We start from the raw sequence: 26,128 nt of genomic DNA on the forward strand, positions 1-26,128 counted from the left end.
TTTAATATCGATATATAGTGTTTTATAAAAATAAACTTCTTGACTTAGATTCATCCCATATAAACGCTTATATCAAGATAACAAGGTTAGTTTTTTTCCCTGACGCAAGATTCGATTTGTTTCATTGGTAAATTCTCCATTGTCATTATGTAGTATCAGGCCTGGTGCAATCTGACTCCCTCCGGTCGATCCCATTCGTCCTTGTAAAAGTATAATTCGGGGTGGTCGGTTTAGTTTTGGCCATAAAGGAAATAGAATAACCGATCCCAGTTTATATTGATACATAAGGGCACTTGCTTCACTATACAGGCTGGCTGAAAGGGCCAGAGTTAATGTTCCTCCTTGTCGTAATGGACGGCTTAAAGCATAAATCCATTCAGCAAGCAAGCCTCGGGGAAGTTTTTTTGCCAGATTTTTTTCTGGGTCTGGTGAAGGACAGCTATTATGTTGATGCCAGGGAGGGTTGGCGAAGACATGATCAACATGTTCCTGACCATTAGGTAAAAATGTAAAAGGACGTTTTGGAAGTTTCGGCAATGTAACCTGCATTGCCTTTAGATTGGACATCGCATTAAGTTGAAAATTTTCATTTGCCAGTTCAACCATCTCTGGATGTTGTTCAAAACCTATTCCAGTAATCAAAGGAATACGATAGGCAAGACACATCAATCCTGCACCGGCTCCACATCCACCCTCAATAATTATCTGTTTTTTTTTGGCTGGAATACTGGCTGCCATCAATATGGGCTCGAGGGCTGTCCTGTATCCTTTTTGGAATTGTTTATAAAATATCTTTCCTTCTAATAACGTTCCATTGGATGTATTTTTTGATTTATGGTGTATATAAGGTGACGTAAAAGAAAGCGACTGCATAAATCATTAACCAAATAAATATGTTAGACAAATAAAATGTATTCTAGCGTAACCGATAATGAAATGTTAATGATAATGATCAATTCTGTTTTTATTTTTACAACTTGAATAAATTTTTATAAGTTTTATATAGGGTCGGTTGGATCAACATATGCCAATGAGACAGAAGGTAGAAAGTAAAATGCCTGTTCTGATGGGGAAAGAAGAACCTTTACAAGCATTAGTGGATTATTTAGCTGTTGACATGCAAGCTTGTAATCATGTCATTATGGATCGGATGCAAAGCTCCGTACCGTTAGTTTCACAATTGGCAGCACATCTAATTGTGGCAGGAGGAAAGCGTTTAAGACCTTTACTAACCTTGGCCTCAGCACGATTATGTGGATACGAAAAAGATTCTGCAGATCACATTACACGTCATGTCCGGTTGGCTGCCTGTATTGAATTCCTTCATACCGCGACCCTGTTGCATGATGATGTGGTTGATGAAAGTATGTTGCGACGGGGGACGGAAAGTGCAAATGCTGTTTTTGGCAATTCAGCGTCTGTATTGGTGGGAGATTTTCTTTTTTCCCGTGCATTTCAGATCATGACAGAAGATGGTTCCTTAGAAGTTATGCGAATCATTTCAAAGGCTTCGGCAACCATTGCTGAAGGTGAAATTTTGCAAATGACCGTACAGAATGATTTGTCAACTTCAATATCACGCTATTTTGAAGTTATTCATGGAAAGACTGCGGCATTATTTGCAGCTTCTTGTCGAGTTGGGGCTATTGTAGCCAATCAATCAAGACAGCATGAATTGGCGCTGGAATCTTTTGGTACAAATTTGGGAATGGCTTTTCAGCTGGTTGATGATGCATTGGATTATTCAGCGAAACAGGAAGAATTGGGTAAAACGATTGGCGATGATTTTCGTGAGGGTAAAATAACCTATCCAATTTTGATTGCCTATGAAAAGTCCACTCCAGTGGAAAAGGAATTTTGGCAACGGGTAATACAGGATGGCAAGCAGGAAAAAGGCGATTTAAAACAGGCGCTAGTCCTTATTCGAAAGTACAATGTAATTGAAGAAACCCTTAAAGAAGCTATGGTTTTTGCAAATAAAGCCAGTTCAGCGCTCGATGTTTTTCCAGAGAGTGAATTACATACTATCTTGAAAAATATTGCTAATTACACCGTGCATAGACATTTTTAAAATTGGTTTATTGCAATATAAATGTTTTGATTTGTGTAAATTTCATCAGGGCAAGCCGACTTAAAAGAGGTTTGTCCTTAGTTAATGGTGCAGTAGAATAAAAACAGTTATTTACGTTATTATCAGTATGTGAAAATTTCTCTTGCCGTAAAATGTCAATAGTGTGCTTGGCTACAGCAGCTGCAGGATCCAGCCATTGAATGGATGGGGGTGTGTTCTGACGTAAAAGATCAAGAATAAAGCTGTAATGGGTACATCCTATACATATTGCATCCATTTGATCAGAATATGGATGATTAAACATATTATCAAGTTCTCGCCGGATTAGATGTATATCGCAAGACTTTGTCCGGAAATAATTCTCTGCCAGTTTTGCAAGTACAGGAGAACCATAAGCGATAAGTTTGCAATCCGAGGCAAATTGTTCTTTTAAATGACATAAATAGGGTCGTGCAACGGTCGCGCGTGTTGCCAATAATCCAATTATTTTGCTTTGACTCACACGGGCGGCCCATCGAACAGGAGGAACACAGCCAACAAATGGAATGAAAGGATATATTTCCCTTAGCCTGTCGAGTGCAATAGTACTGGCGGTATTACAGGCAATGATAACAAGGTTTGGTTTAATTGACTGAATCGCCTGTCCGATAAGATTGATAATTCGTTCAACCAGAAAATTATCTTCTTGCTCACCATAAGGGAAAACAAGGTTGTCGGCAAGATAGTCAATTGAAACCTGTAAATCAGTTGTTTTCAATTGTGTTTGGAGGTTTTGAACGATGCCTAAACCTCCAATACCAGAATCGAATGCTAAAACACGATAAGGCATAGGGTATAAAAGATTATAAACGGGATTGTTTATAAGCTAGAGCCTCCTGTTCATTGCTGACTCCGCCATGCTTGGCAGACCATGCGCAAGGATCTTCAAGGAAACGTCTGATTTCTGAGGTATCTCCATTTGAAAAGGCTGGGTATTCTGAACTGACTTCTAAAATATCCCACCAAGTGCAAAGGGAATGCAGACTGATACCAATATCATTTAGTGTCTGATAAGCGCTTGAAAAAACTCCATAAAAGAAAACAACAAAAGCATGATCAACAATTGCACCAGCCTTGCGTAAAGCTTTGGCAAACCCAACCTTGGAAATACCATCTGTAGTTAAGTCTTCCACCAAAAGAGTACGCATATTTTCAGGTACATCCCCTTCGATCTGTGCATTTTTACCAAATCCTTTAGGTTTTTTGCGGACATAGGCCATTGGAGTCATCATTCGGTCTGCGAACCATGCAGCAAATGGAATTCCAGCTGTTTCACCACCCACGACGGCATCAAAAGATTCATATCCAACGTGACGATAAATTTTTTCAACCCCTAATTCAATAATCTTTGCCCGGGCACGAGGATAAAAAATAATTTTACGACAATCAATATAAACAGGGGATTTCCAACCGGCGGTAAGTAGATACGGATCATCAGGACGAAAATTTACAGCCTGGATTTCCAAAAGAAGCCGAGCGGTAATAAGAGCGGCGTCACGATCCCATTCAGTTACACGAGGTGAACGTGGTTGTTTTTTATTAAAAAGTGAAGTATGAGTTTGTGACATAGAGTGATTGCCTTATTCGTAAAGTAGAGAAAGCAGGTAAATAAGGTTTTCTTATATACTTTTTAGAAAAAAAGTGCAGTAATTAAATTTTTTTATAAAAAAATTGATAAAAACCAAATTAATAATATATTTCTATCAATAGATACTGATTTTGGGATATACTACCAAAGTCAAAGTAAATCGTTGGTATTAAGTAGAAAAAGTATGGCTATTCAATTAGACCACATTCATCGTCGGTGTGAAAAATCGGTTATTACTGCCTATCAAGAGTTAAAAGCTGTTGGTGTAGGGGAAATGCAAATTTTTCAGAGCTGCGTTCTTTTATATCAAATTTATCATCCGGAATCTTCAGTAAATGAGGCTCGTCTTCTCGTGTCTGAATGGATTGACTATCATATTTATGATAAAAAACAGAATGGCAAAACCACTGGATGCGATTGCAACTAGAGGAAAAACCAGGTAAGGAAATTGTTATTTGAATTTCCTTACCTGAAAAGTTTTCTTATCTAAGTTAGTTTATTTATTTAAATCTCTACGCTGATGGCCTGTATATAGCTGACGAGGACGATAAATTCTTCGTAATGGGTCATTAAAGGCCTCTTTCCATTGACTTACCCATCCTACGGTGCGTGCAACAGCAAAAAACGCGGTAAACATTGATTTAGGTATTCCCATTGCCTTGAAAATGATTCCAGAGTAGAAATCTACATTTGGATAAAGTTTACGTTGAACGAAATAATCGTCATTCAGTGCATATTTTTCTAGTTCAATAGCGAGTTCTAGTAATGGATCGTGTTTAATACCCAATTCCTCAAGGACTTCATAACAGGTCTGTTGCATGATTTTTGCCCGTGGATCGAAATTTTTGTAAACGCGATGTCCAAATCCCATTAACCTGACATTACTGTTTTTATCTTTCACCTTTGCAATAAAATCAGGGATATTTTCTTTTGAGCCTATTTTTCCGAGCATTTGTAAAACCGCTTCATTTGCACCACCATGTGCGGGCCCCCAAAGAGCGGCAATACCTGCGGCAACACAGGCAAACGGATGTGATCCTGTTGATCCTGTCAATCGTACTGTGGATGTTGAGGCATTTTGTTCATGATCAGCATGTAAAATTAAAATACGGTCCAATGCATTGCTGAGGATTGGATTAACCTTATAGGGTCTATCCGCACGGGCAAACAGCATGTTAATAAAATTTTCTGAATATGAATAATCCGCTCTTGGATAGACAAAAGGTTCCCCTCGGGAATATTTGTAGGCCCATGCCGCAAGAGTGGGCATTTTTGCAATCAGACGAACAGCGGAAAGATCACGACTTTCTTCGTTAGATATGTCAATGCCTTCGGGATAGAAAGCTGATAATCCACCAACTGTTCCACATAACATGGCCATTGGATGTGCATCGCGACGATAGCCGTTAAAGAAATTTCGAATTTGCTCATGAAGAAGAGAATGATTAAGTAACCGTTCTTTAAAATCCTCGTGCTCTTTTTTGGATGGAAGTTCTCCGTACAAAAGAAGATATGCCACCTCTGCGAAACTTGATTTTGCAGCAAGCTGTTCGATTGGATACCCGCGATATAAAAGGATACCTTTTTCACCATCAATGAATGTGATCTTGCTTTCACAAGCGGCAGTACTGCCCAATCCAGGATCAAAGGTAAATAAGCCCAATTCTTTGGTCAAACTGCGAATATCAACGACACTATTTCCACTTGCCCCTGATAGAACTGGTAATGTAGCTGTTTTCCCCTGAAAAGTAATGGTAACGGTTCCGTCATCTTGAGGAGGTGAGAAAGACATAGCTTCCGTGTCTGACTGTTTCATACTATATTCAACCTTATTGTGATTTAACAATGTCTTTAAATTTAATGCATAAAAATGCTCAATCTTCACCATACCAGAATACACAGAGAAGTTTTTTCACGTCTCTGAGAGCTTGGCATTTAAATAAATTATATTTAAAATTGTTTTGCTGAGTCTTAATATAAAGAATTGCATGCACAACCAAAAATAAAAAATAAGAGATGATTTAATTTTTCTTATCAATTTTTTGTTTGGCAATTGCTTTATGATGTTGAATAACTTCCGTAATGATGAAATGAAGAAATTTTTCGGCGAAATTGGGATCCAGATGGGCGGACTTGGCCATTTCTCTTAATCGTGCAATTTGTTCAGATTCTCTTTGAGGATCAGAGGGGGGTAATTGATAGGTTGCTTTCAATTCACCCACTTTTTGGGTCAAACAAAATCGTTCAGCCAGAATATGGATTAACGCATTATCGATATTATCAATACTTTGGCGCAACTTTAATAATTCTTGTTTGGCTTTTTCTGGGGAGAGTGATGGTTGTTTAATCATACAATCTACCTTCTTACATAAATTTTGGATAATGATTTTGTTGTTTGAATTAAATTGGAATATCGATCCACGATAAATGACCGCCTTTACCCGCTCCAGTATCCATAAAAACGGCTGTCCCTCCGGCATACCCCTTGCGGATCCAGGGACGTCCGTCCGTGGATCTGCAATCATGTCCGCAATATAGGGTATAACCTGATGGAATATGATTAACCCAGTTTAGTCTGCGGACCGGATAACCATTTGCAAGGGTTTTATTGGTTGTTTCCCCATACAATGTGCGGGATAACAAGGCATTTATCGGTGTCAATGGATTGGCTGGCGGGGGTTCAACCAGCATCCTGGTATGAAATCCGCCATGAACAAAAATAAAATTCTTAAAAATTAACCAGGCAGGAGCTTTTTCCAAAGCTTGCAAGATTTTATCGGTTAGTTTTTTATCAGGATGTTGGTTGATTTGATCAAGGGTTCTGGTCAGGATATTATCTTTTCTTACCCTGAATCCCTTGAGAAACAATCCCAGTTTTCGGTCATGATTGCCAATCAAGAAAATCCCTCTTTTTTCATCCTGAACCTGTAACATTAACGCCATTACAGCACCACTATCCGGTCCGTAATCGACCAAGTCCCCCAGTTGAATGATGAAGTGATCTGTTTCAACAGCATGTCGAAAACCGTTAATATCACCATGGACATCCCCGATAATTCTGAAATTTTTGAAACGAGTGGATAATGTGGCAAACATTGCTATAGTATAAACCATAAAGTTTTTTATTTTGCATCTATATATTGCAAAAATGTTTTTTTTATTGAATATCTCACTTTTTTTTGTTGGGAGAATTGAACTTTATGATCTTAATTAAAAGAAAAAAAAATATATAGTTTTATTTAAGTTAAGATTTTTAAAGGATTAGTCATGTCTCAAAATAATCGTATTCAACATCAGGGATTAAAACGAAAAGTCTGCTCGGCTGAAGAGGCCGCGCAATTTATTCATGCGGGTGATTTGATAGGTACAAGTGGATTTACGGGGTCAGGATATCCGAAGGCAGTTCCTCAGGCTTTGGCTAATAGAATTAAGGAAGCTCATGCGTTAGGTAAGGAATTTAAAGTCAAATTGATAACTGGAGCGTCAACAGGGCCAGAACTTGATGGTGCATTGGCGGAGGTTAACGGAGTTTCTTACCGTTCCGCGTTTAATACTGATCCAATTATGCGTAAACGGATCAATAGTGGGGATACTGATTATCTTGATATGCATTTGGGACAGGTTGCCCCCTTATATCGTACAGGTGTTTTGGGTGAAATGGATGTCGCCATTATCGAGGTTGTACGTATTTGCGAAGATGGTCGGTTGGTTGCCTCTTCGGCTCTGGCCAACAATCAGCTTTGGTTGAATAGTGCAAAAAAAATTATCCTTGAAGTCAATCAATGGCAAAGTGCAGGTCTGGAGGGTATGCATGATGCATGGGAAGTTTCAACCTCCTTTCCTCATCAAATTATTCCATTGTCCTCTCCTTGTGATCGTATAGGTCAACCATATATGACTGTTGATCTGAATAAAGTGGTTGCTGTTGTGGAAACGAACGCTCCAGATCGAAATGCCCCTTTTAGTCCCAGTGATGAAAATGCAAAATTGATTGCTGGACATTTAATGGAATTTTTCAGGTATGAAGTGAAAAGAGGTAAAGTGCCGCCTCAACTTTTTCCGTTACAATCCGGGGTTGGCAATGTTGCCAATGCGGTTATGGAGGCTTTGGGCGAAGGGGATTTTGACAATCTGACCGCATTTACGGAGGTGATTCAGGACGGTATGTTGAATATGCTTGAAACTGGGAAAATGAAGGTTGCTTCGGCGACATCCTTTTCTCTAAGTCCTGAAAAAGCGGAGTATTTTAACGATAACACTGATTTTTTCCGTGACAAAATCATTTTAAGGCCTTCTGAAATCAGTAATCATGTTGGTGTTATTCGCCGGTTAGGATGCATTTCCATGAACGGCGCCATCGAAGCGGATATTTTCGGCAATGTCAATTCCACCCATATTATGGGTTCAAGAATGATGAATGGAATTGGTGGTTCTGGGGATTATGCAAGAAACGCCTATGTATCGATTTTCATGACTCCATCCTTGGCCAAAGGAGGAAAGATTTCCTCAATTGTTCCGATGGTGTCTCATGTGGATCATATTTATCAGGATGTTCAGGTTATTGTAACCGAGCAGGGATTGGCAGATTTACGGGGACTGTCACCGCGTCAAAGAGCAAAACTTGTTATTGAAAATTGTACGCATCCCACTTTTAGACCTCTATTGAGGGAATATTATCAAATGGCCCTAAAAAATAATATGGCTCATACTCCTATTTTGCTTAAGGAAGCCCTGTCATGGCATGAACGGTACATCGATACAGGTACAATGATCCCCTGATTTTTCATGCAATTGTTAATTTGCTTAAATTAGATTTTTTAAGCAAATTATAATGGATAGTTTAATAGGAATTATATTGAACAGATCCAAAATGGTGACGATTATATTCAAGCTGGTTTGGAGATAGTTGAAAGCCAACAGTAAGTTCATATCCATCAGGGGTACGGGCAGTTGTGGCGGGAACTTTGAACATCAATTTTTTGGATTCAAGCTTCACTTGATCAATATTATTGGGGAAACTAATTTCCGCAATCATTTCCTGTTTATCAGCGACTTTTCCATTATGAATGGTTGCAATGAAATATGGGATTTTGAAAGAGTGAGTCTGGGCTGCTGGTCCTCGCTGAATCTGAAGGGTCACACTCAGTTGTGTATCAATGTAGTCTTGATAGCTTAAATTTCTCTTTCTTCGTTCTTTATTTTTTTCGTTCTTTGGATCATCAGTACAATTGCCTGATATTTCTATGATGCTGGCTTTAGTTATAAGATGAGGGAGACTATCCTGATTATTTTCAAAAACAAAATAATCTGATGCTGCAGGAAGAATACTAACTTTGGGACAGGCAGGAGGAAAATCATATGTTACTTTTTCTGCACATCCCCACAGAAAAAATGTGAAGGGTAAAAAGGCGAGGGGTGTTTTTATCGTCTTTTTTGTCAAAACACTTGAAAGGTTCATCGCTTTCCTGCCATTTATAGAGAAGAGGTTGTTAATAAATAATAAAATATATACCATAAAACAAATTGTTTTAATGTGAAATATATTCTTTATAATTAATTTTAAGTTCTGATGTTTAATAACAGCTTGTTTACCTGATAAAATCCAAATATAAAGTTTATAGATTTTTAATAACTTGGAAAAATTATGTCTGACCAACATTTAAAGAATTCAGAAAATCAAACTCGTGCGTTAAAAGTATTATTGGCTGGCCCTCGTGGGTTTTGTGCCGGGGTTGATCGAGCTATTCGTGTTGTAGAAGAAGCTTTGCGACGGTACGGGGCACCGGTATACGTTCGTCACGAAATCGTTCATAATCGGACAGTTGTTGAAAATTTAGAAAAAAAGGGGGCTATTTTTGTGGAGGAACTGGATGAGGTTCCAGCAGATGCACATGTGGTTTTTTCAGCGCATGGTGTTCCCAAAACTGTGCCCCTAGAAGCCCAAAGACGTAACCTGTTATATCTTGATGCTACATGTCCCTTGGTTTCCAAGGTTCACAGAGAGGCGGAACGGCATTTTGCCAATGGCGGTGAAGAAAGCCGTCATATCTTGATGATTGGTCATGCAGGTCATCCCGAAGTTGTTGGAACGATGGGGCAATTGCCACCAGGTGCGGTAACCCTTATTAAGGATGCAGAGGAAGCCCGTACTGTACAACCTGAAAATCCAGACCGTTTGGCATTTATAACACAAACTACGCTTTCTGTGGATGATACCGCAGAAATTGTTGCCATTTTAAGGCAACGATTTCCCAAGATCGAGGGGCCAAAGCGTGAGGATATATGTTATGCAACTACAAATAGACAGGAAGCCGTAAAAAGAATTGCGGCAGAGTGTGATTTGATGTTCGTGATCGGTTCCCCAAACTCTTCCAATTCACAACGGTTGCGTGAGGTTGCTGAACGTTCGGGAGCGCCACGGGCAATTTTGATACCGAAACTGGAAAACATGGATTGGAAAGATCTGGAAGGCGTGAATGTATTGGGGATCACGGCAGGAGCCTCTGCACCTGAATCCCTTGTGCAAGAAATACTTGAAGCCTTGTCCAAACATTTTACGCTCGATATCGAAGAACGGATTGTCAAAGAGGAACATGTTACATTCAGTCTGCCAGCTCCCCTAGGATAAAATAGAGAAACATAGAGTTAATACATGGCTGTTTATACAAATGTTACTGAACAACAAGTATCATCTTGTCTTCAAAATTATCCTGTCGGTCAACTTGTTCGGTTAAAGGGTATTGCCCAGGGGGTCGAGAATAGCAATTTTCTTCTTGATACCACCCAAGGGAAATATATTCTTACCCTTTATGAAAAACGTATAAAAAGAGAAGAACTTCCATGGTATATGGATTTGATGCAGTTTTTTGCGCAACATCATATCCGTTGCCCCTTACCTGTCAGAACAAAAGAGGGTGAATGCCTGATTGAGCTGAATGAACGTCCGGCAGCAATTTTTACTTTTTTGGATGGAAAAGAAGTTTCGGAAATTTTTCCGGAACACTGTTTTTCCTTGGGCGTCTCGATGGCTCGGATGCATCAGGTTGGTCTGGAATTCAAGCAGAATAAAAAAAATCATGTGGGGCCGGATAGCTGGAATGCGTTACTTGAAAAATCGGTTAATCACGGGCATGATGATTTAATAAGGGAAATCGATCCTGTCCTAAGAAAAATCATTCAATCCTGGCCTACCCAACAAGAGGGTTTGCCAGTGGGTCAGATACATGCAGATTTATTTCCTGATAATGTTTTTTTTCAAGATAATCGTCTAAGTGGATTTATAGATTTTTATTTTGCCTGTACTGATTTTCTGGCTTATGATCTGGCAATTGCTTTAAATGCATGGTGTTTTAAAGAAACGGGTGAGTATCTTGTCAAACGGGCAAGGGCTTTGGTTGCAGGTTATCAGTCTGTTCGTATTCTGACTGAGAAAGAAAGATTGTTGTTACCCATTTTTAAAATGGGGGCGGCATTGCGCTTTTTACTGACGCGCCTACATGATCTGGTTTATACCCCTTCAACAGCTTTGGTTACTCCTAAAGATCCGCAACCTTATTTATACAGGCTAAGATATCATCAACTTAACAAAGTTGAAACATATGAATTTTGATCGAAGCAATTTTCAAAAAGGTTTTGTTGAAATCTGGACAGATGGAGGGTGCAGTCCCAATCCGGGTCCTGGCGGATGGGGAGTGTTATTACGTTTCAAGGGAATTGAACGTGAGTTAAGTGGTGGGGAAATGGAAACGACGAATAATCGTATGGAACTGACTGCCGCTGCTGTGGCTTTGGAGACATTGACCCGTTCTTGTCATGTGGATTTGTATACGGATAGTCAATATGTTCGTCGTGGAATTACTGAATGGTTTGAAGGCTGGAAAAAAAATGGCTGGAAAACAGCGGGGAAAAAACCGGTTGCGAATATTGATTTATGGCAGCGATTGGAAAGTGCCGCTGCCAGGCATCAAATTCAATGGCATTGGGTAAAAGGACATAATGGATGTCCTGAAAATGAACGGGTTGATCAGTTGGCCACGTCAGCCAGAAAAAAAATAACAGAAACAGATTAACTAGCTAGCGCACTTTGTTTTGTTGTAAAATTGCACTGCGATTGCCTCCTGGTTGCCCTGCAAATGTATCATAGGATGCACTTGCATTATAGGGTGGTTGTACAGGTGCATTAAAATACGCCCGAATTCCTGTCCCGGGAATATTGACTGAAGGACCATTATAGGGTCTGACAGGCGATTGGCTTGGTGTGGACCCTGGCAATCCCTCACCTTTTTGAGAAGTTATGGAATCTGACTGTGTGGTTGTCATTGAATTATCATAGCTGACAGGTTTATATTCTGACATGCCAGGTCTTGAAGGGGGCGGAGGTAATGGATTTGGAGCCTGGTTTTTCGTATTATTTGAAACTGCGCCAGAAATTTGAGCCTGAACAACCATAGGAATGATGCCTGTCAATAAACTAATGGTTAGAATCAGACTGGTTCGAAAATGAGAAACAGATTTCATTTTGTTATATGCCATTATTTTTTAAATTCTTACTTAATATATAAAAATAATCTATTTTTAAAAGTAATCAATTGGCAACTTTTTCTTTTCTAAAAAAGATGACTTTTTTGTCATATTATTTCCCTTAAAAGGGATTATGGTTAATGATATCAAATTATAACCAATTTATCATCATTGGAATAGGTATTGACAAATGAATACAGAAAATAATCAGACGATTGTTCCTTATTCTTTAAATGACCAAGAGGTTCAGGATCTTACAGTTGCGCTGGAACAGCTGGAAGCAGGACGCGGCGTGTTATTGCGATTGGCCGATATTATGGGAGGAGCTGTAGGACAAGCCATAAAATTAGGTGAAAGAGGACTGAGTCTTTCACCAAGGATACAGAAAAAAATAGAGAAATTTACCAATGTTTCCATTCAGCGCGCTTTTGAAATTGCCATTTTAGGATTGAAAAGAAAAACAGAGAAAACAGATTCAAATTTATCAAAAGCTGTCTGGCGTGATCGAATGATGAATGCCATGGTTGTTACGTCAGGTGCAGTTGGAGGGTTCACTGGATTGGGTGGTATGTTGCCTGATATCAGTCTGACCACCCTTGCCCTTATGCGTGAAATTGCTCATGTTGCGCAAGAGGAAGGGGAAAACCTTCAAAATGAAGATACTAAACGCGCCTGTCTAGAGGTATTTGCATTACGGTCTTTTGCTAATTTGGGTATAGATAAAGATAATCAGCTGGGTTTTTTTTCAGCCAGATTAATGTTGCGTGGCCGTCCGATGATTTTGCTCATGGCTGACGTTTCTTACCAATATGGATTGAGCCTTTCCCAAAAACTGAGTATGCAGATGATGCCTGTTGTTAGCGCATTATGTGGTGCCTCATTAAATATGGCCTTTTTAAATCATTATCGTTCTTTGGCAAGACTACATTTTGTTATACGTCGATTGGAACGTGAACATGGAATGTTAGCTCGGGAAACAATTGAGTATATTTGTAAAAATCATATAAATTCCGATAATTTTTTTTAATGACATGATCAGATCATGTTCATGTTATCATGATTTAATCATTACAATAGAATTGGACGTGCAAAGTTTATTCAAGATTAAGGCATTATAGATTTTTAGTTAACGAGATATCAATTAAGTTTAGTTTTAGGGGGATTGAAACGGAATTGATTCCGTCTATAATTCGGTATTTGTAAAGTCAATATATTAAGGATAAAGTGATGTTGTATAATTTTAGGGCGCTATGCTCTTCTTTTTATAAAAAAAAGGGTTATACGGGATCAATTCTTATTGGTACCACTTTTTTTGCCGCCCTATCGGCTTATGCCCAAGAAAAGCATCCTTTATTTATGCCGAAACGAGATGTAACGGTTGTTTATGCCGTGCAGCCGGAAAATTCATCATTGGCCCAAAAACGCAAGATATATTTTTCTGGAAATGGAACTCTATTTCGAATTGATGGTCCCAACAATATTGGGTTCACCCTTATTGATTCAGCTAAGCAAACGGCAACGGTTGTTTCCAATAAGTCGCGAGTTTATACGGTGATTCCAAGTAAATCGGGCAAGGGTGGTCTTTTTTTGGATGAAAGTCTACATTTCAGAAAAAAGGGAACAGATCGTATATTGGGTATTTTGTGTCATCATTGGTCAGTTCAAGGAACAAAAGGACATTCTGATGTTTGTGTAACTGATGAAGGCATATTATTACGGCAGGAAGGAATGGATATTGATGGTATTGATGGTAAAACAGAAGCCCTTTCAGTGCAATTTGATGCTTTGTCTCCCTCCATATTTCAAGTTCCGGTAGGATATCAGCAGGTTAGACTTCCCCAGCAAAAGGGGGAAAGTCCCACTTTGGTTTCACCCAATGCCAACGCTCAGCCTCTTTCACCTATCCAGGCTAAAAAATCGGAAAATGGGAATAAGGTGGATGCCAGCCAAAATCCTTTTATTACTCCTCAAAGGGATGTTGATGTGGTTTATGCAATCGCTGGTCCCATGCCTGGTTTACCTCCATTTCATCAGAGAATGCGCTGGTCCGTGGAACAATGGAAACAAAGAATTGATTCCCAGGGGATTGATACATACATGATAACTGATTATCACACGCAGCGATTAACCGTTTTAAACCCCCAGTTAAAGAAAAAAACCGAACTTGTCGCGCCGGGTGCATCTATTCAGGGCGCGGGAAAAAGGGCAGAGGGAGATTATGTCAAGGTTGGTGAGGCCACGGTTGCTGGACAATTTTGTAATGAATGGGAGGTGGCAGATACAGAGGGCAATATTAATGATGTATGTTATACAAATGATGGAGTTATGTTACGCGTTGTACGTAATAACATTCCATTAGTTGTGGCCTTAAAAGTTGTTTACGCACATCAAGATGCCGGTTTGTATAAAATACCTTCGGATCTGAAGATGTTGGCACCGGCACATCCGTAAGGTTCATAGAAGATTATCGATCAGATGCATTGAGAGTTTTCAAAATTTCGTTTACATGGTTGGTAACTTTGACTTTATGCCAGATTTTAAGGATTCTACCCTTTTCATCTATTAAAAAGGTCGATCGTTCAATACCCATGTATTTTCGACCATACATTGATTTTTCTACCCAAACGCCATAGGCTTCCGTCATTTCACCTTTTTCGTCGGATGCCAATGGAAAGGTGAGGTTGTGTTTTTGGGCAAAATCCTTCAGTTTTTTAACTGGATCACGGGATACACCAATAACAGGGATATCGAGCTTTTTGAATGCGGTCAGGTTTTCTTCAAAAGCACAGGCCTCTTTCGTGCATCCAGATGTATTGGCTTTTGGATAAAAATAAAGAACAAATTTTTTTCCTTTTAATGCCGTCAGGGAAATTGAACTTTCAAGTTGGGTGGGGAGATCAAAATTGGGTGCCAGGGAGCCTTCGTTTAGTTGGGTCATATAACTTACTTTTCTAGATGGATATAATGAAAATTGAATATTTTTTCCAAGTTAATAATATAGTGATTAGGTGACAGGGCCAAGAAGTTTTATAAAGAGGCCACGAACCTGTTCACTGGTTTGATGTATTTTCTCCATAATCAGAGAAAAGGAATCTTTTGTGTGAAAAATCTTTCCCAGAAGTTTTTCGGTCATGATTTCAATAATGATTGGAGTTGCATCCATTTCCAAATGTTCGGGAGGATATTTACCGAAGAATAATCTTAAAAGACTTTGCAAATTTCGCCAGAAATAATCAGCTTGAATCAAATATCTTGCCTCTTCAATAGAAAGATAGCCATTTTGAGCCAATTTTCTGAATGCTATTCTTGTGCAAGGATGTCTTACTTTATTATTATGCGAGATTAATTGCAGAGTTTGAGCAATAAATTCCACTTCTATAAGTCCACCTTTAAGATATTTGACATCCCATTGTGTGGTGGGAGGCATATCATTTTCCAGCCTTTTGCGCATATGAACGGCGTCTTGTAAAATGATTTTATTGGTCACGCCAGAAGGGGAAGAATCCAAAGCCTTGCTAATGGCATTATTGATCCGGTCCTGCAAGATTTTAGGTCCACCTATAACCCTGGCCCGCGTTAAAGCCATCCGTTCCCATGTCCAGGCTTCTTTTTCATGATATCGCTGGAATGAGTTCAGGGATACGGCAACGGGCCCTTTGCTGCCAGATGGACGTAAACGCATGTCAATTTCATATAATGGACCTGTATAGCTTGTATTGGTCAGTGCAGTGATAAAACTTTGCGTTAATCGTATATAATAAGGATTGATGGCTAACGAACGGAATGCTTTATTGGCCAATCCTGTTTCTGCGACACTAGCAGCAATTTCAGGTGGATGGTCATAGACCAGCATCATATCAAGATCGGAACCCACCGTCATTTCCCATGATCCGGCTTTCCCCAAGATAATGATGCATATGCCTCCATCCGGAATAATCCCATATTTTTGTTCATGATCTTTGATTACTCTTGCCAGAAGTTCGTTTAAAATGATATCTGTCATTCGTGTACGCTGGATTTGACTTTTATTTAGAGAAAGGCGGTTTTCCATATAGGAAACGGAAAGCCTAAATTCCTCGCTTTGAATAATGTTATGAAGAATGGGCAGAATTTCTTCCAGAGACTGGGTGCTGTTTAGATGCTCATGGATCGTTTTTTGCAGCAGATTTGTTTTTGTTTTTAATATATCGACATGAATTAACGCATCAAGTGCTGCAGGATTATTGGTAATATAATCAGCCATGAATTGTGAGGAACCCAATATTGACGCCAATTTTTCGATTAAAATGGGATTACGTTCGAAAAGGGACAAAAGCTGTATCCCCGCATGATGTCGTGCCAGCAAACTGTCAAAACGCTGTAGGATCAAAAGAGGGTTTTTCTGTTCTGCAAAAGCCTGTAAAATATTAGGTAAAATATTTTTTAGAATCATTCTGGCCCGTGCGGTTCTTAAAGTACGGGGGCCGCTATTGCTCCATGATTGTAAAATAGATGCGGCTTCATCGGGGAAACCTTTTTCATTCAGATAATTGATTAATTCATTTTTAGGTAAATCAAGAATAAAATTTTCTTCATTATCCGGAGACGTAAAAAATCCCTCGAATATATGTCGGACCTTTTGCATAAGCGGGAATAAATCTTCAACAAATTTGTCTGTTGATTCATATCCCATGAAAATGCAAAATGCATCAAATGCCTGTTGTGTATTGGGAAGGGAATGGGTCTGATGATCGGATTGCATTTGCAGGCGGTGTTCTATTTTACGAAGGAAATAGTAGGTTTTAATTAGGATCGTTGCGGATTCATCGGAAATTAATTCTTTTCTGGTCAATTGCTGTATGGCTTTGATTGTTTGTGGTGTACGCAGTTTTGGAAAACGTCCTCCCCAGATCAATTGCAAGGTTTGGGGTAAAAATTCGATTTCACGAATACCACCATAACCTAACTTCACATTTTGACCGATTAACCAGTGCAGGGCATCTTGTCCAAATTTTTTTTCAGAGAGTATTGGCGGGTTGGGTTTGCCTGAATTTTTATGACAATCAATCCTGTTTTTCATGGCATAAATGTCCTCGACAACAGCAAAATCCAGATGCCTGCGCCATATAAAGGGTTGAACAGCCTCCAGGAAAGAATATCCTCCTGCAAGATCTCCCGCGACAGGTCGTGCCTTACTCATGGCACTTCGTTCCCAGGTTTGTCCCAAGCTTTCATAATATGAAATGGCGGCGGGTAACGAAACGGCGAGTGGGGAAGAAGAGGGATCAGGTCGTAATCTCAGATCAACACGAAAAACATATCCATTTTCATCTCGATCCTCCATGAGGGATACGAGTTGTCGTGTGATCCGGATAAAAAGTGTGGCAAGATCGGGATGATTCGGATATTTGTCTGGATCATAAAGAATAATAAGGTCAATATCAGAAGAGTAATTAAGTTCCCTACCACCAAGTTTGCCCATTCCCAAAACAATAAATCCTGAGTTTTCCTGAGGATTTTCTGGGTGGGAAAGTGTAATTTTTTTATTTTGATGTGCTTGTAATAAAAGATAATTGATTGCAAAATGAAGGGTGATTTCTGCAAGATAACTGAGCGTGTGGGTTATTTTTTTTAAAGTCCATACATTTCCAATATCTGCAATTGCACAGGCAATGGCAATTTTTTGTTTGGTAATCCGTAATATTTTGGCGATACTGGATCTGGATTCTTGTATTGATGAATTTTGTAGGCAAGTAAAGGCTTTATTGCAGGCCTTATCAGGTCCATTTAATATAAGGTATTCAAAGAAATGAATGTTTTTTATAATCAAATCAGCAAGAAAGGGGCTGTTCCCACCAATGGCATGGATAAGGCGGACAATACCGGGTTGCTGAATTAATACTGGATCCTTGTTATTTTTAACCCATGCTTCTTTAACTGCATTTGAAAAAAGGTCTGCTGAACGTTGATCCGCCGCTTTTGGCCAATTCTGATCAAACCAAGGGATAGAAGACAGGTTTTTGTGAGACATGATACATGATTTCTGTTATTTGGTTTTTTTCAGTTTACAAATATTAAGATGAAAATGCCCATAAAGAAAGAGCAAGAATTTCATAAAGATTCAAAAATAAAACACAGACGAAACTGGTTGCGTAAATTTTTACTGGCAGGCTGTTCGGTAATTGTATTGCTGGTCGTGATGGTGTCAGCTTTTATATTATTCATATTAAGCGCACCTGCCAACCTTACCTTTATCGCCCGATATTGGCTTCCTTTAACGGTTATAGAAGGTATGGAGAAGGATAAACCTGCTGGAAGACTGACGTTTGACAAGTTGGTCATGAAATGGCCTGTTCTAAAGAAAGGCTTTAATACACCAGTCACTTTCGAACTGGAAGGATTAAAGTTACTGGATGTCTATAACCAGGTAAGGGATCATTTGGACTTTGCAAAATTAACGCTGGATACATTATCATTACGACATAAAAAAATTGTTCCTTTGTATATCAAGTTGTCAGGTGCACAATTACATTTAAGAAGATATAAAGACAATCATGTTAATCTGGATTTGTCAGGATTGGGTTTGTCGAGACAATCCAGGCTGGATATCGACTTTCATCGTTTGTATCATGTCAAAATTGAGAAAACCGTTTTATCTTTTAAAGATGACATTGATCATAATTTGATTCAATCAAGACAGATTGATGTTGATGTACATCCTTTTTATGCTGACAAAACATTGACCATTATTGGAAAAGTCTATTTCAATTTTGATATTAATGGTCATAAGGTTCAAATTAAAGGTCAAAGCTCTGTTCAGTCCATAACTTCATCAGATATTGTTAATTTGCAAAAAACGGGAAAGCTCCAATGGCATATGGAGATCGATCAGGTCAATCCCGCCAATATTGCAGAAATGATACCGGAATTGCGTTATTTGCAATCTGTTAATATGCCTATTTCAGCTGAGGCGAATATAGGTTTTTCTATCCAGAATAAAGCTTTCATGCAACCTTATATGGCAGATATTAAAATAAATTCTGCTCAGGGGAATGTAAGGGTTGGAAATATGGAATATTTCCCATCTTTTTTCAATGCTCGTATAAGCGCTTTTTTTGGTGAAGATGCCAAATATCCTGCAAAGATTGATTTTTCCGACATTTGTCTGCAATTGAGATCGCCGTCGGATTTGGAAAATGCAAAAAGCGGGCCTTTTTTTCATTTCAAGGGTTGGTTGAAATTATCCTCACTGGTAAATCCAAAAGTGGTTGATGCAGATTTTTCCGCAGGTAGTCCGTTGCTAGACTTTTCAACATTAAAAGAATATTGGCCTCGTCATATAGCCAAAGGGGCCAATGAATGGGTTACAGGCAATATTACAAGAGGGCAAGCGCGAGATTTTTCAATTCATGCAAGACTTACGGGGCATGAGGGCTGGCATCATTTGAGACTGGTTAACTTGGAGGGTGGAATTGGTCAGGCAACGGGTTTGGAGGTTCACTGGTTAAGGCCCATCCCACCTTTACAGAAAATGAATGCACAAATGATATTTGTAGATCCTGATCGGATATTGATTAAATATCGAGGAGGTTATCAAATTGTCAGGTCAGGAAATGGAACCACCTCGAAATTACGCAAGTTGAATATACCTTCTGGTAATATGTGGATTACAGGATTAAGCAATCATCGGGATTTGGGTATTATAACGCTTTTGATAAAAGGTAAGTTGCAAGATTTATTAACTTTATTATCTGAACAACGATTACATTTGCTATCTCGTCATCCTGTCCCTTTTAAAAATCCTTCCGGGGATTTGTCTACGCATTTACATTTGGAAATCCCCCTCAAGAAAAAGGTGAAAATCGAACAGATTGATATTCAGGGACATAATGAGATTAAAAATGTCTATCTAAAAGATATAGCGTTAGGACAGGATTTGAGACAGGGGAATTTAGTGGTGGACGTGAATGCCCGTCAACTTGATTTACATGGGTATGGTCTTTTATCTTATTTTCCTGCACGTATTGAGTATAGACAAAATTTTACGCATCAACATCTTGGGTCGCTTGTTGAAAAAGCAAAAGTTGGCTTGACCATTACGTCAGAGACCTTGAAACAAACAGGTTTTGATATGGCTAAGGATATAGGGGGCCAAGCCTATCTAGATTTAAACTATTCAAAATTTTACGACAAAAAAGCGATAATCAATTTAAATTTGGATCTATCAAGAACTGAATTGAAACTCCCGATTTGGCACAAGCTAATTGCAAAACCCGCGAAAGCTTCGGGAACGATAATATTGAATGACAACAAACTGGTCGGTATTCAAGACTTGCATGCTCAGGGAAGTGACTTGTTGGTGCATGCCAATATGAATATCGAAAATAGAATTCCAACCCAATTAAATATTCAATATTTTAAAACTGGACGGTCAGAAGGAAAAGCGACCCTTAATTTTCCAATGACGGATGAAGCGTTTCATAACCCTTTAAAAGGTGATGTACGTATTTCTGTCAAGGCAGATACATTGGATCTTTCCCCATTTATTCAGGATTATCTTGGATCATCCAGGAAAAAACATGCCGTTTCCAAGAAAATACAGAATTATAATATTCCTGTTGCAGCTACAGGAAAGTACAAAGGACGTAAGGGAAGACGTTGGATCTTTAACCTTCAGGCCAAGAAAATCTTTTATGATAAGAATAAGAATCTGGGCGAAGTAACAGCCTATATTGAATATAATGGATTACGGTTGATGCGTCTTTCTTATGGAATGCGCCAACCAACTTTGGTAACTGCGTCATTATTTCCCAAGGATTCAAATCGACAATTTTATCTGGATGCTCAGAATCTTGGCAATTTATTGGATATTGTTGGAATATCAAATAGAATTTCAGGAGGGCATTGTGTTCTGAGTGGTAATTTTGATGACAATGATCCTGAGGCCCCGTTTACCGGCAAGATACAAATCGAGCCTTTTGTTGTTGATCATGTTCCCACCGCCTTAAAACGGATCAGTAATCTTTCTGTTTATGGTTGGTTCAAAAGGCAAAAGGTGGATGCGTTGAATATTGATGCTCTCAAAGGAAATATCTTTTTGAATAAGGGGATTCTGAAAATAAAAAATGGTCGTGTTTTCAATGATGAACTTGGAGCGACTTTGAAGGGCGATATCAATCTTGATAAAGCGGTTTTGGATTTGCAGGGAACAATAGTGCCGATTTATGCGGTGAATAAACTATTCAGTCATGTCCCGGGGGTGGGAAAATTATTTGTTCCAGAAAAAGGGGGGGGGTTTATTGCCGTTCCCTTTGTCATTAACGGAAAATTCAAAGACCCTCATATGGAGGCATATCCTTCAATGTTGCTAACTCCAGGCTTTTTACGAAATCTATTTTAATAATTGTATAGATAATTGAAGTTGAGACGATAGATCAATGATAAGTAATTATACGGAATATTTTTTTATTTTCATTATTGTATTGATTGGCTTTGGTTTGGCTGCTGTTTTTATATTGAAACAATCAATAAAAAAAAATGATCGGCAGGAGGATATTTTAAAAAGAATAACATTTTTAATCGAGAAGGAATCTTCCGCACGAATACAGGATCAAGACCGTCAGCAGCAGCATCTTGATAAAATTGAGAAGGAATTGTTCGACCGTTTACAGAATGGTCAAAACCAACTGGCTGAGCGATTGCATGTCATGAACGAAAGTTTGATGAAGGAACAATCCACGTTACGGTTGGATCAGGCAAGGGCGATGCAGCTTTTAACAGAGCAAAGTTCACAGAATTTAACAGAGTTGCGCCAATCTGTAACGGAAAGACTGAACAAGGCTGTTGAAACTCAAATGCAGTCATCTTTTCAGCGTGTGGTTGAACAGTTTTCCGAGATTCAAAAATTGATGGGGGAGGTTAACTCTGTAACAGCGCAGATGAGCGATTTAAAGCGATTGTTTACAAATGTTAAGACGCGTGGCGGCTGGGGTGAGGCGCAGCTACAATCAATATTAGATGATATTTTACCAACTGGAACTTATGAACGGAATGTGCGTTTAAAGGATAACAGCATGGAAATTGTCGAATTTGCCGTTCATATGCCTGCACAAGGTTCCCATAAACCTTTAATGGCCATTGATTCCAAATTCCCAACGGAAGCTTATGAACGATTAATACAAGCTATTGAAGAAGGAAATAGTGGCGCGGAACAGGCTGCCCGTAAAGCTCTGGAAAGTTGTGTCAAGCAGGAGGCGAAAAAGATCGCTTCAAAATATATTGTACCGCCAAAAACGGTTGAATTCGCTGTTTTATATGTTCCAACTGATGGACTTTATACGGAAATCGCTCGAATTCCCGGTCTTATCGACGAAATTGGCAGAGTTTATCATATTTTAATTATGTCCCCCGCCTTAATGCCGCCTTTATTACGGACTATTCATCTCGGTTATGTTTCATTGGCATTGAGTGAGAAAACGGAATTTGTTTCAAGTTTATTGGGCAAGACCAGACAAGAAATGATAAAAATTGACATGATTTTTGAAAAATTGACCCGTTATATAGAAAATACGGCCACTTCCGTCACTGATGCCCGTCGTAAAACCCAAAAACTTATTCAATCGCTGGAAAAAATTGGGGAAAAGGAAACTGAATAACCAGAATGGATAAGATTATTTTAACGAGAGATGGGTATGTTTTAAAATAGTTTAACAGCATTTTATCAAGGAACGAGCAAATCATATGGTTAATTAAAGAAAGACGGATGGGATCTTAATAAGGTGAATGCAATTGTAATTACGGCATTAAAGCGTCCATATACATTTGTTGTTCTGGCTATTTTAATTCTTGTTTTTGGGGTGTTGGCTATATTCCGGACACCAACGGATATATTTCCTGATATTAAAATTCCAGTGGTAGCTGTTGTCTGGAATTATACAGGTTTGATGCCAGAGGATATGTCGGGGCGGATTGTTTACTATTATGAACGAGCCTTGACATCCACGGTTGATAATATTGAGCATATTGAAAGCAATTCTTACTATGGGCGTGGAATTGTGAAGATTTTTTTTCAACCCGGTACTGATATTGCAGAGGCCCAGACACAAATTACCTCGGTTTCCCAAACCGTTTTAAAACAGATGCCCAAAGGTACGACGCCCCCTCTGGTCATTAAATACAGTGCTTCATCCATCCCTGTCATGATGTTAGAGGTCTCATCCAAAACTATTACCGGGTCCCAGCTTTATGATATGGCATCTAATCTAATACGACCGGCCTTGATTTCTGTTGCGGGGGCGGCATTACCCTCACCTTATGGAGGTGTTTCCAATTATGTTCAAGTTGATTTGAATCAGGCTCGCTTACTGGCTTACGGGTTAACGGCAACGGATGTAGGTAATGCCCTTGGCAAGCAAAATATTGTCTTGCCAGCTGGAGACCAGAAAGTCGGTTCCATTGATTTTATGGTTCAAACCAATGCCAGTCCCAGAGCTGTTGACGAATTTAACAATATTCCAATTAAAAAAGTCGGCAATGCAACGGTTTTTTTAAGGGACGTTGCCTGGGTACATCGAGGTGGCCCGCCGCAAACCAATCTTGTCTTGGTGAAGGGGCACAGGGCAATTTTGATGGTCGTTATGAAAACAGGGGATATTTCCACCCTTCAGGTAGTGGCTGGTATCAAAAGGTTACTGCCACAAGTGCAAAAGACACTGCCACCAGGGGTTGATGTTAGCATTCTATCAGATGCCTCAGTTTTTGTTAAGGATTCCGTTCATGATGTTGTAAGGGAAATGGTCACGGCTGCATTTCTGACCAGTATTGTGGTAATTCTGTTTCTGGGTTCATGGCGATCAACCCTGATTATAGCAACCTCCATCCCCTTGGCGATTTTATCCGCCCTGATTGGTCTAGAGGCAATGCATCAGACAATCAATGTCATGACATTGGGAGGTCTGGCCCTCGCTGTCGGGATTTTGGTGGATGACGCCACCGTCATGATTGAGAATATTGACACGCATCTTGAAATGGGTAAATCCTTGTATGATGCAATTGTGGATGCGGCCAATCAAATTGTGATTCCAACTTTTGTTTCAACGCTCTGTATTTGTGTCGTCTGGTTTCCGTTGTTCCAACTGACCGGGGTGGGAGGATGGTTATTCATGCCTATGGCTGAAGCGATCATTTTTGCAATGATAGCATCCTTTATTTTATCCAGAACTTTTGTTCCCACCATGGCTTATTATCTGTTGCGTGGACAAGTGGAAAATCATGGCGTCAATAAAAAAAAAGAAACTTTTTTCGCACGATTCCAGCATGATTTTGATCAGGGATTTGAGAATTTCAGAAGATACTATCGGATTTTTTTGCATAAAATTCTTTTTGTTAAGAAAAAATTTATCCTAATTTTTTTAAGTTTTTCTTTTTTGTCTGTAGGTTTATTATTTTTTGTCGGACAGGATTTCTTTCCAGAAATTAAATCTGGTGAACTAGATTTACACATGCGTGCTCCTCTGGGTTCAAGAATTGAGGAAACAGGTAAAATTTCTTATCTAGTCAATTCAGAAATCAGTGATTTGTTACCTGGGCAAGTTTATGAAATTGTCAATAATTGTGGTTTGCCCTTTAGCAGTATCAACCAGGCTTATGTTGCAACTCCGACAATAGGGTCACAGGATTGTGACATGACAATCTCATTAAGGAATTCTGAATCTCCTGTTGCAGCATATCGCCAGATTCTCAGACATGGATTAAGAAAAAAATTTCCAGGAACAGACTTTGCCTTCACGCCGGGTGATATCACCGCCAAAATTTTAAATTTTGGTTTACCTGCCCCGATCAATGTGCAGATCATAGGTCGAAACTTGGCAGGTAACTATGAGTATGCAAAACATATTGCCGCAAAATTAAAGCGTATTCCTGGTATTGCGGATGTAAGGGTTCAACAAACGGTTTCTACACCAACCCTGATGATTAATACCCGTCGTGATTTTGCTCTTAGTACAGGATTAACTGAGGCGGATATTGCAAATAATGCTCTTGCAACCTTATCGGGAAGCGGACAGGTCGCACCCACTTATTGGCTGGATATCAAGACAGGGGTGTCTCATTTGGTGAATATTCAAACCCCACAATCTGATTTACAGAATATGAATGATCTGGAAACCATTCCTGTCAATGGTTCCGAAAGAGGGGAAAAGAAAATCAAGTCGCAGATTTTGGGATCCTTGAGCCGTATTGATCATACAGGATCAGGTGGTGAAATATCCCATTACAATATCATGCCCGTATTTGAGATTTATGCCAGTAATGAAGGGCGAGATCTGGGGGCTGTCAGCAGGGATATCAAAAAAGTTATCAAAAGGGAAAAGGCGACAATACCCCGTGGCTCTACAATAGCCATTCGGGGGCAGGCTACAACAATGTATAATGCTTATATGCAATTACTGGGGGGATTGGCATTATCTATATTGTTTGTCTATCTGATTATCGTTGTCAATTTTCAATCCTGGCTAGATCCATTTATTATCATCACTGCATTGCCGGGTGCCCTGGCAGGGATTTCTTGGAGTTTGTTTATCAGTCATAATGCATTGTCTGTTCCCGCGTTGACAGGGGCAATTATGTGCATGGGAACGGCCACTGCTAATTCCATTCTTGTTGTTTCTTTCGCTCGGGAACGGCTTGCTGAGCATGGAGATGCGGTAAAAGCCGCAGTTGAGGCCGGATATGGGCGTATCAGGCCTGTTTTAATGACGGCTTCGGCAATGATAATTGGCATGATACCGATGTCATTCAGTAACACACAAAATGCCCCTTTAGGTAAAGCCGTTATGGGGGGGCTAACTCTGGCTACATTTGCAACCTTGTTGTTTGTTCCATGTGTGTTTGCATTGGTTTATAACCGTCATGGCCGGATAAAGGAATAGTGG

At 39.3% G+C, this 26,128-nt stretch carries 21 protein-coding genes; 11 read left to right on the forward strand and 10 right to left on the reverse strand.

Going from position 1 to position 26,128, the window contains the following annotated elements:
- Nucleotides 1–72 precede the first annotated feature (72 nt).
- On the reverse strand, nt 73–873 hold the full coding sequence (locus H3R28_RS00800; protein WP_122123931.1) for a tRNA1(Val) (adenine(37)-N6)-methyltransferase: 801 nt from the start codon (nt 871–873) through the stop codon (nt 73–75).
- 157 nt (nt 874–1,030) lie between these two features.
- Here H3R28_RS00800 and H3R28_RS00805 point away from each other — a divergent pair, with 157 nt between their 5' ends.
- Nucleotides 1,031–2,071, forward strand: a complete 1,041-nt coding sequence (locus H3R28_RS00805) for a polyprenyl synthetase family protein (protein ID WP_230882773.1) — start codon at nt 1,031–1,033, stop codon at nt 2,069–2,071.
- Nucleotides 2,072–2,078: 7 nt separating this feature from the next.
- On the opposite strand, the gene murI is transcribed toward H3R28_RS00805, so the two are convergent.
- Both murI and H3R28_RS00815 read right to left on the reverse strand, forming a co-directional pair.
- On the reverse strand, nt 2,079–2,900 hold the full coding sequence (gene murI / locus H3R28_RS00810; RefSeq protein WP_198209334.1) for a glutamate racemase: 822 nt from the start codon (nt 2,898–2,900) through the stop codon (nt 2,079–2,081).
- Nucleotides 2,901–2,913: 13 nt separating this feature from the next.
- The gene (locus H3R28_RS00815) at nt 2,914–3,678 is read right to left on the reverse strand and encodes an orotate phosphoribosyltransferase (protein WP_110438435.1); all 765 of its coding nucleotides are present in this window, start codon (nt 3,676–3,678) and stop codon (nt 2,914–2,916) included.
- Nucleotides 3,679–3,882: 204 nt separating this feature from the next.
- On the opposite strand from H3R28_RS00815, the gene H3R28_RS00820 reads away from it, so the two are divergent.
- Nucleotides 3,883–4,125, forward strand: coding sequence for a hypothetical protein (locus H3R28_RS00820; protein ID WP_110438434.1), 243 nt, complete (start codon nt 3,883–3,885; stop codon nt 4,123–4,125).
- 69 nt (nt 4,126–4,194) lie between these two features.
- Here H3R28_RS00820 and gltA read toward each other — a convergent pair whose 3' ends face one another.
- From gltA to H3R28_RS00835, 3 genes are all read right to left on the reverse strand, one after another.
- Nucleotides 4,195–5,514 (reverse strand): citrate synthase, encoded by a 1,320-nt coding sequence (gene gltA, locus H3R28_RS00825; protein ID WP_230873087.1) that lies wholly within the window; start codon nt 5,512–5,514, stop codon nt 4,195–4,197.
- A 205-nt stretch (nt 5,515–5,719) separates the two neighbouring features.
- Nucleotides 5,720–6,049, reverse strand: a complete 330-nt coding sequence (locus H3R28_RS00830) for a chorismate mutase (protein ID WP_198192635.1) — start codon at nt 6,047–6,049, stop codon at nt 5,720–5,722.
- Between the two features lie 49 nt (nt 6,050–6,098).
- Nucleotides 6,099–6,812, reverse strand: coding sequence for a metallophosphoesterase (locus H3R28_RS00835; RefSeq protein WP_196424162.1), 714 nt, complete (start codon nt 6,810–6,812; stop codon nt 6,099–6,101).
- Between the two features lie 153 nt (nt 6,813–6,965).
- Between H3R28_RS00835 and H3R28_RS00840 the strand changes: the two genes are divergently transcribed.
- The gene (locus tag H3R28_RS00840; protein ID WP_110438431.1) at nt 6,966–8,477 is read left to right on the forward strand and encodes an acetyl-CoA hydrolase/transferase family protein; all 1,512 of its coding nucleotides are present in this window, start codon (nt 6,966–6,968) and stop codon (nt 8,475–8,477) included.
- A gap of 61 nt (nt 8,478–8,538) precedes the next feature.
- Here H3R28_RS00840 and H3R28_RS00845 read toward each other — a convergent pair whose 3' ends face one another.
- Nucleotides 8,539–9,156 carry a hypothetical protein gene (locus H3R28_RS00845; protein WP_198209332.1) on the reverse strand — a complete coding sequence of 206 codons (618 nt, stop codon included), beginning with the start codon at nt 9,154–9,156 and terminating at the stop codon, nt 8,539–8,541.
- A 186-nt stretch (nt 9,157–9,342) separates the two neighbouring features.
- Here H3R28_RS00845 and ispH point away from each other — a divergent pair, with 186 nt between their 5' ends.
- The 3 genes from ispH to rnhA are packed head-to-tail and all read left to right on the forward strand — an operon-like array spanning nt 9,343 to nt 11,767.
- Nucleotides 9,343–10,326, forward strand: coding sequence for a 4-hydroxy-3-methylbut-2-enyl diphosphate reductase (ispH, locus tag H3R28_RS00850; protein ID WP_110438429.1), 984 nt, complete (start codon nt 9,343–9,345; stop codon nt 10,324–10,326).
- Between the two features lie 24 nt (nt 10,327–10,350).
- Nucleotides 10,351–11,307, forward strand: coding sequence for a homoserine kinase (locus tag H3R28_RS00855; protein WP_198209330.1), 957 nt, complete (start codon nt 10,351–10,353; stop codon nt 11,305–11,307).
- Nucleotides 11,297–11,767 carry a ribonuclease HI gene (gene rnhA, locus H3R28_RS00860; protein WP_198209328.1) on the forward strand — a complete coding sequence of 157 codons (471 nt, stop codon included), beginning with the start codon at nt 11,297–11,299 and terminating at the stop codon, nt 11,765–11,767. Before H3R28_RS00855 ends, rnhA begins: the two co-directional genes overlap by 11 nt.
- Nucleotides 11,768–11,771: 4 nt before the next feature.
- Here rnhA and H3R28_RS00865 read toward each other — a convergent pair whose 3' ends face one another.
- Nucleotides 11,772–12,215, reverse strand: coding sequence for a hypothetical protein (locus H3R28_RS00865; protein WP_198209322.1), 444 nt, complete (start codon nt 12,213–12,215; stop codon nt 11,772–11,774).
- Nucleotides 12,216–12,408: 193 nt separating this feature from the next.
- Here H3R28_RS00865 and H3R28_RS00870 point away from each other — a divergent pair, with 193 nt between their 5' ends.
- Both H3R28_RS00870 and H3R28_RS00875 read left to right on the forward strand, forming a co-directional pair.
- The gene (locus H3R28_RS00870) at nt 12,409–13,245 is read left to right on the forward strand and encodes an EcsC family protein (protein ID WP_198209320.1); all 837 of its coding nucleotides are present in this window, start codon (nt 12,409–12,411) and stop codon (nt 13,243–13,245) included.
- A 200-nt stretch (nt 13,246–13,445) separates the two neighbouring features.
- Nucleotides 13,446–14,669, forward strand: a complete 1,224-nt coding sequence (locus H3R28_RS00875; RefSeq protein WP_198209319.1) for a DUF4412 domain-containing protein — start codon at nt 13,446–13,448, stop codon at nt 14,667–14,669.
- 13 nt (nt 14,670–14,682) lie between these two features.
- Here H3R28_RS00875 and bcp read toward each other — a convergent pair whose 3' ends face one another.
- Both bcp and H3R28_RS00885 read right to left on the reverse strand, forming a co-directional pair.
- The gene (gene bcp / locus H3R28_RS00880) at nt 14,683–15,156 is read right to left on the reverse strand and encodes a thioredoxin-dependent thiol peroxidase (RefSeq protein ID WP_110438423.1); all 474 of its coding nucleotides are present in this window, start codon (nt 15,154–15,156) and stop codon (nt 14,683–14,685) included.
- Between the two features lie 66 nt (nt 15,157–15,222).
- A complete protein-coding gene (locus tag H3R28_RS00885) occupies nt 15,223–18,228 on the reverse strand; it encodes a bifunctional [glutamine synthetase] adenylyltransferase/[glutamine synthetase]-adenylyl-L-tyrosine phosphorylase (protein WP_198209318.1) in 3,006 nt (1,001 codons plus the stop codon).
- Nucleotides 18,229–18,282: 54 nt separating this feature from the next.
- On the opposite strand from H3R28_RS00885, the gene H3R28_RS00890 reads away from it, so the two are divergent.
- The 3 genes from H3R28_RS00890 (at nt 18,283) to H3R28_RS00900 (ending at nt 26,125) form a co-directional block, all read left to right on the forward strand.
- The gene (locus tag H3R28_RS00890) at nt 18,283–21,597 is read left to right on the forward strand and encodes an AsmA-like C-terminal region-containing protein (RefSeq protein WP_198209317.1); all 3,315 of its coding nucleotides are present in this window, start codon (nt 18,283–18,285) and stop codon (nt 21,595–21,597) included.
- A gap of 37 nt (nt 21,598–21,634) precedes the next feature.
- Nucleotides 21,635–22,852, forward strand: a complete 1,218-nt coding sequence (locus tag H3R28_RS00895) for a DNA recombination protein RmuC (protein ID WP_155568377.1) — start codon at nt 21,635–21,637, stop codon at nt 22,850–22,852.
- Nucleotides 22,853–22,975: 123 nt separating this feature from the next.
- On the forward strand, nt 22,976–26,125 hold the full coding sequence (locus H3R28_RS00900) for an efflux RND transporter permease subunit (RefSeq protein ID WP_198209316.1): 3,150 nt from the start codon (nt 22,976–22,978) through the stop codon (nt 26,123–26,125).
- Nucleotides 26,126–26,128: the final 3 nt, after the last annotated feature.

It is taken from the genome of Commensalibacter sp. M0268 (assembly GCF_016101925.1).
Lineage (GTDB): Bacteria > Pseudomonadota > Alphaproteobacteria > Acetobacterales > Acetobacteraceae > Commensalibacter > Commensalibacter melissae.

What these genes read in the sequence shown, in the direction of transcription:
- H3R28_RS00865 (WP_198209322.1), bottom strand. Translation starts at nt 12,215, where the DNA reads ATGAAATCTGTTTCTCATTTTCGAACCAGTCTGATTCTAACCATTAGT.
- H3R28_RS00855 (WP_198209330.1), top strand. Translation starts at nt 10,351, where the DNA reads ATGGCTGTTTATACAAATGTTACTGAACAACAAGTATCATCTTGTCTT.
- H3R28_RS00820 (WP_110438434.1), top strand. Translation starts at nt 3,883, where the DNA reads ATGGCTATTCAATTAGACCACATTCATCGTCGGTGTGAAAAATCGGTT.
- H3R28_RS00845 (WP_198209332.1), bottom strand. Translation starts at nt 9,156, where the DNA reads ATGAACCTTTCAAGTGTTTTGACAAAAAAGACGATAAAAACACCCCTC.
- H3R28_RS00830 (WP_198192635.1), bottom strand. Translation starts at nt 6,049, where the DNA reads ATGATTAAACAACCATCACTCTCCCCAGAAAAAGCCAAACAAGAATTA.
- H3R28_RS00875 (WP_198209319.1), top strand. Translation starts at nt 13,446, where the DNA reads ATGTTGTATAATTTTAGGGCGCTATGCTCTTCTTTTTATAAAAAAAAG.
- bcp (WP_110438423.1), bottom strand. Translation starts at nt 15,156, where the DNA reads ATGACCCAACTAAACGAAGGCTCCCTGGCACCCAATTTTGATCTCCCC.
- H3R28_RS00840 (WP_110438431.1), top strand. Translation starts at nt 6,966, where the DNA reads ATGTCTCAAAATAATCGTATTCAACATCAGGGATTAAAACGAAAAGTC.
- ispH (WP_110438429.1), top strand. Translation starts at nt 9,343, where the DNA reads ATGTCTGACCAACATTTAAAGAATTCAGAAAATCAAACTCGTGCGTTA.
- rnhA (WP_198209328.1), top strand. Translation starts at nt 11,297, where the DNA reads ATGAATTTTGATCGAAGCAATTTTCAAAAAGGTTTTGTTGAAATCTGG.
- H3R28_RS00870 (WP_198209320.1), top strand. Translation starts at nt 12,409, where the DNA reads ATGAATACAGAAAATAATCAGACGATTGTTCCTTATTCTTTAAATGAC.
- murI (WP_198209334.1), bottom strand. Translation starts at nt 2,900, where the DNA reads ATGCCTTATCGTGTTTTAGCATTCGATTCTGGTATTGGAGGTTTAGGC.
- H3R28_RS00890 (WP_198209317.1), top strand. Translation starts at nt 18,283, where the DNA reads ATGCCCATAAAGAAAGAGCAAGAATTTCATAAAGATTCAAAAATAAAA.
- H3R28_RS00805 (WP_230882773.1), top strand. Translation starts at nt 1,031, where the DNA reads ATGAGACAGAAGGTAGAAAGTAAAATGCCTGTTCTGATGGGGAAAGAA.
- H3R28_RS00800 (WP_122123931.1), bottom strand. Translation starts at nt 873, where the DNA reads ATGCAGTCGCTTTCTTTTACGTCACCTTATATACACCATAAATCAAAA.
- gltA (WP_230873087.1), bottom strand. Translation starts at nt 5,514, where the DNA reads ATGAAACAGTCAGACACGGAAGCTATGTCTTTCTCACCTCCTCAAGAT.
- H3R28_RS00835 (WP_196424162.1), bottom strand. Translation starts at nt 6,812, where the DNA reads ATGGTTTATACTATAGCAATGTTTGCCACATTATCCACTCGTTTCAAA.
- H3R28_RS00885 (WP_198209318.1), bottom strand. Translation starts at nt 18,228, where the DNA reads ATGTCTCACAAAAACCTGTCTTCTATCCCTTGGTTTGATCAGAATTGG.
- H3R28_RS00895 (WP_155568377.1), top strand. Translation starts at nt 21,635, where the DNA reads ATGATAAGTAATTATACGGAATATTTTTTTATTTTCATTATTGTATTG.
- H3R28_RS00815 (WP_110438435.1), bottom strand. Translation starts at nt 3,678, where the DNA reads ATGTCACAAACTCATACTTCACTTTTTAATAAAAAACAACCACGTTCA.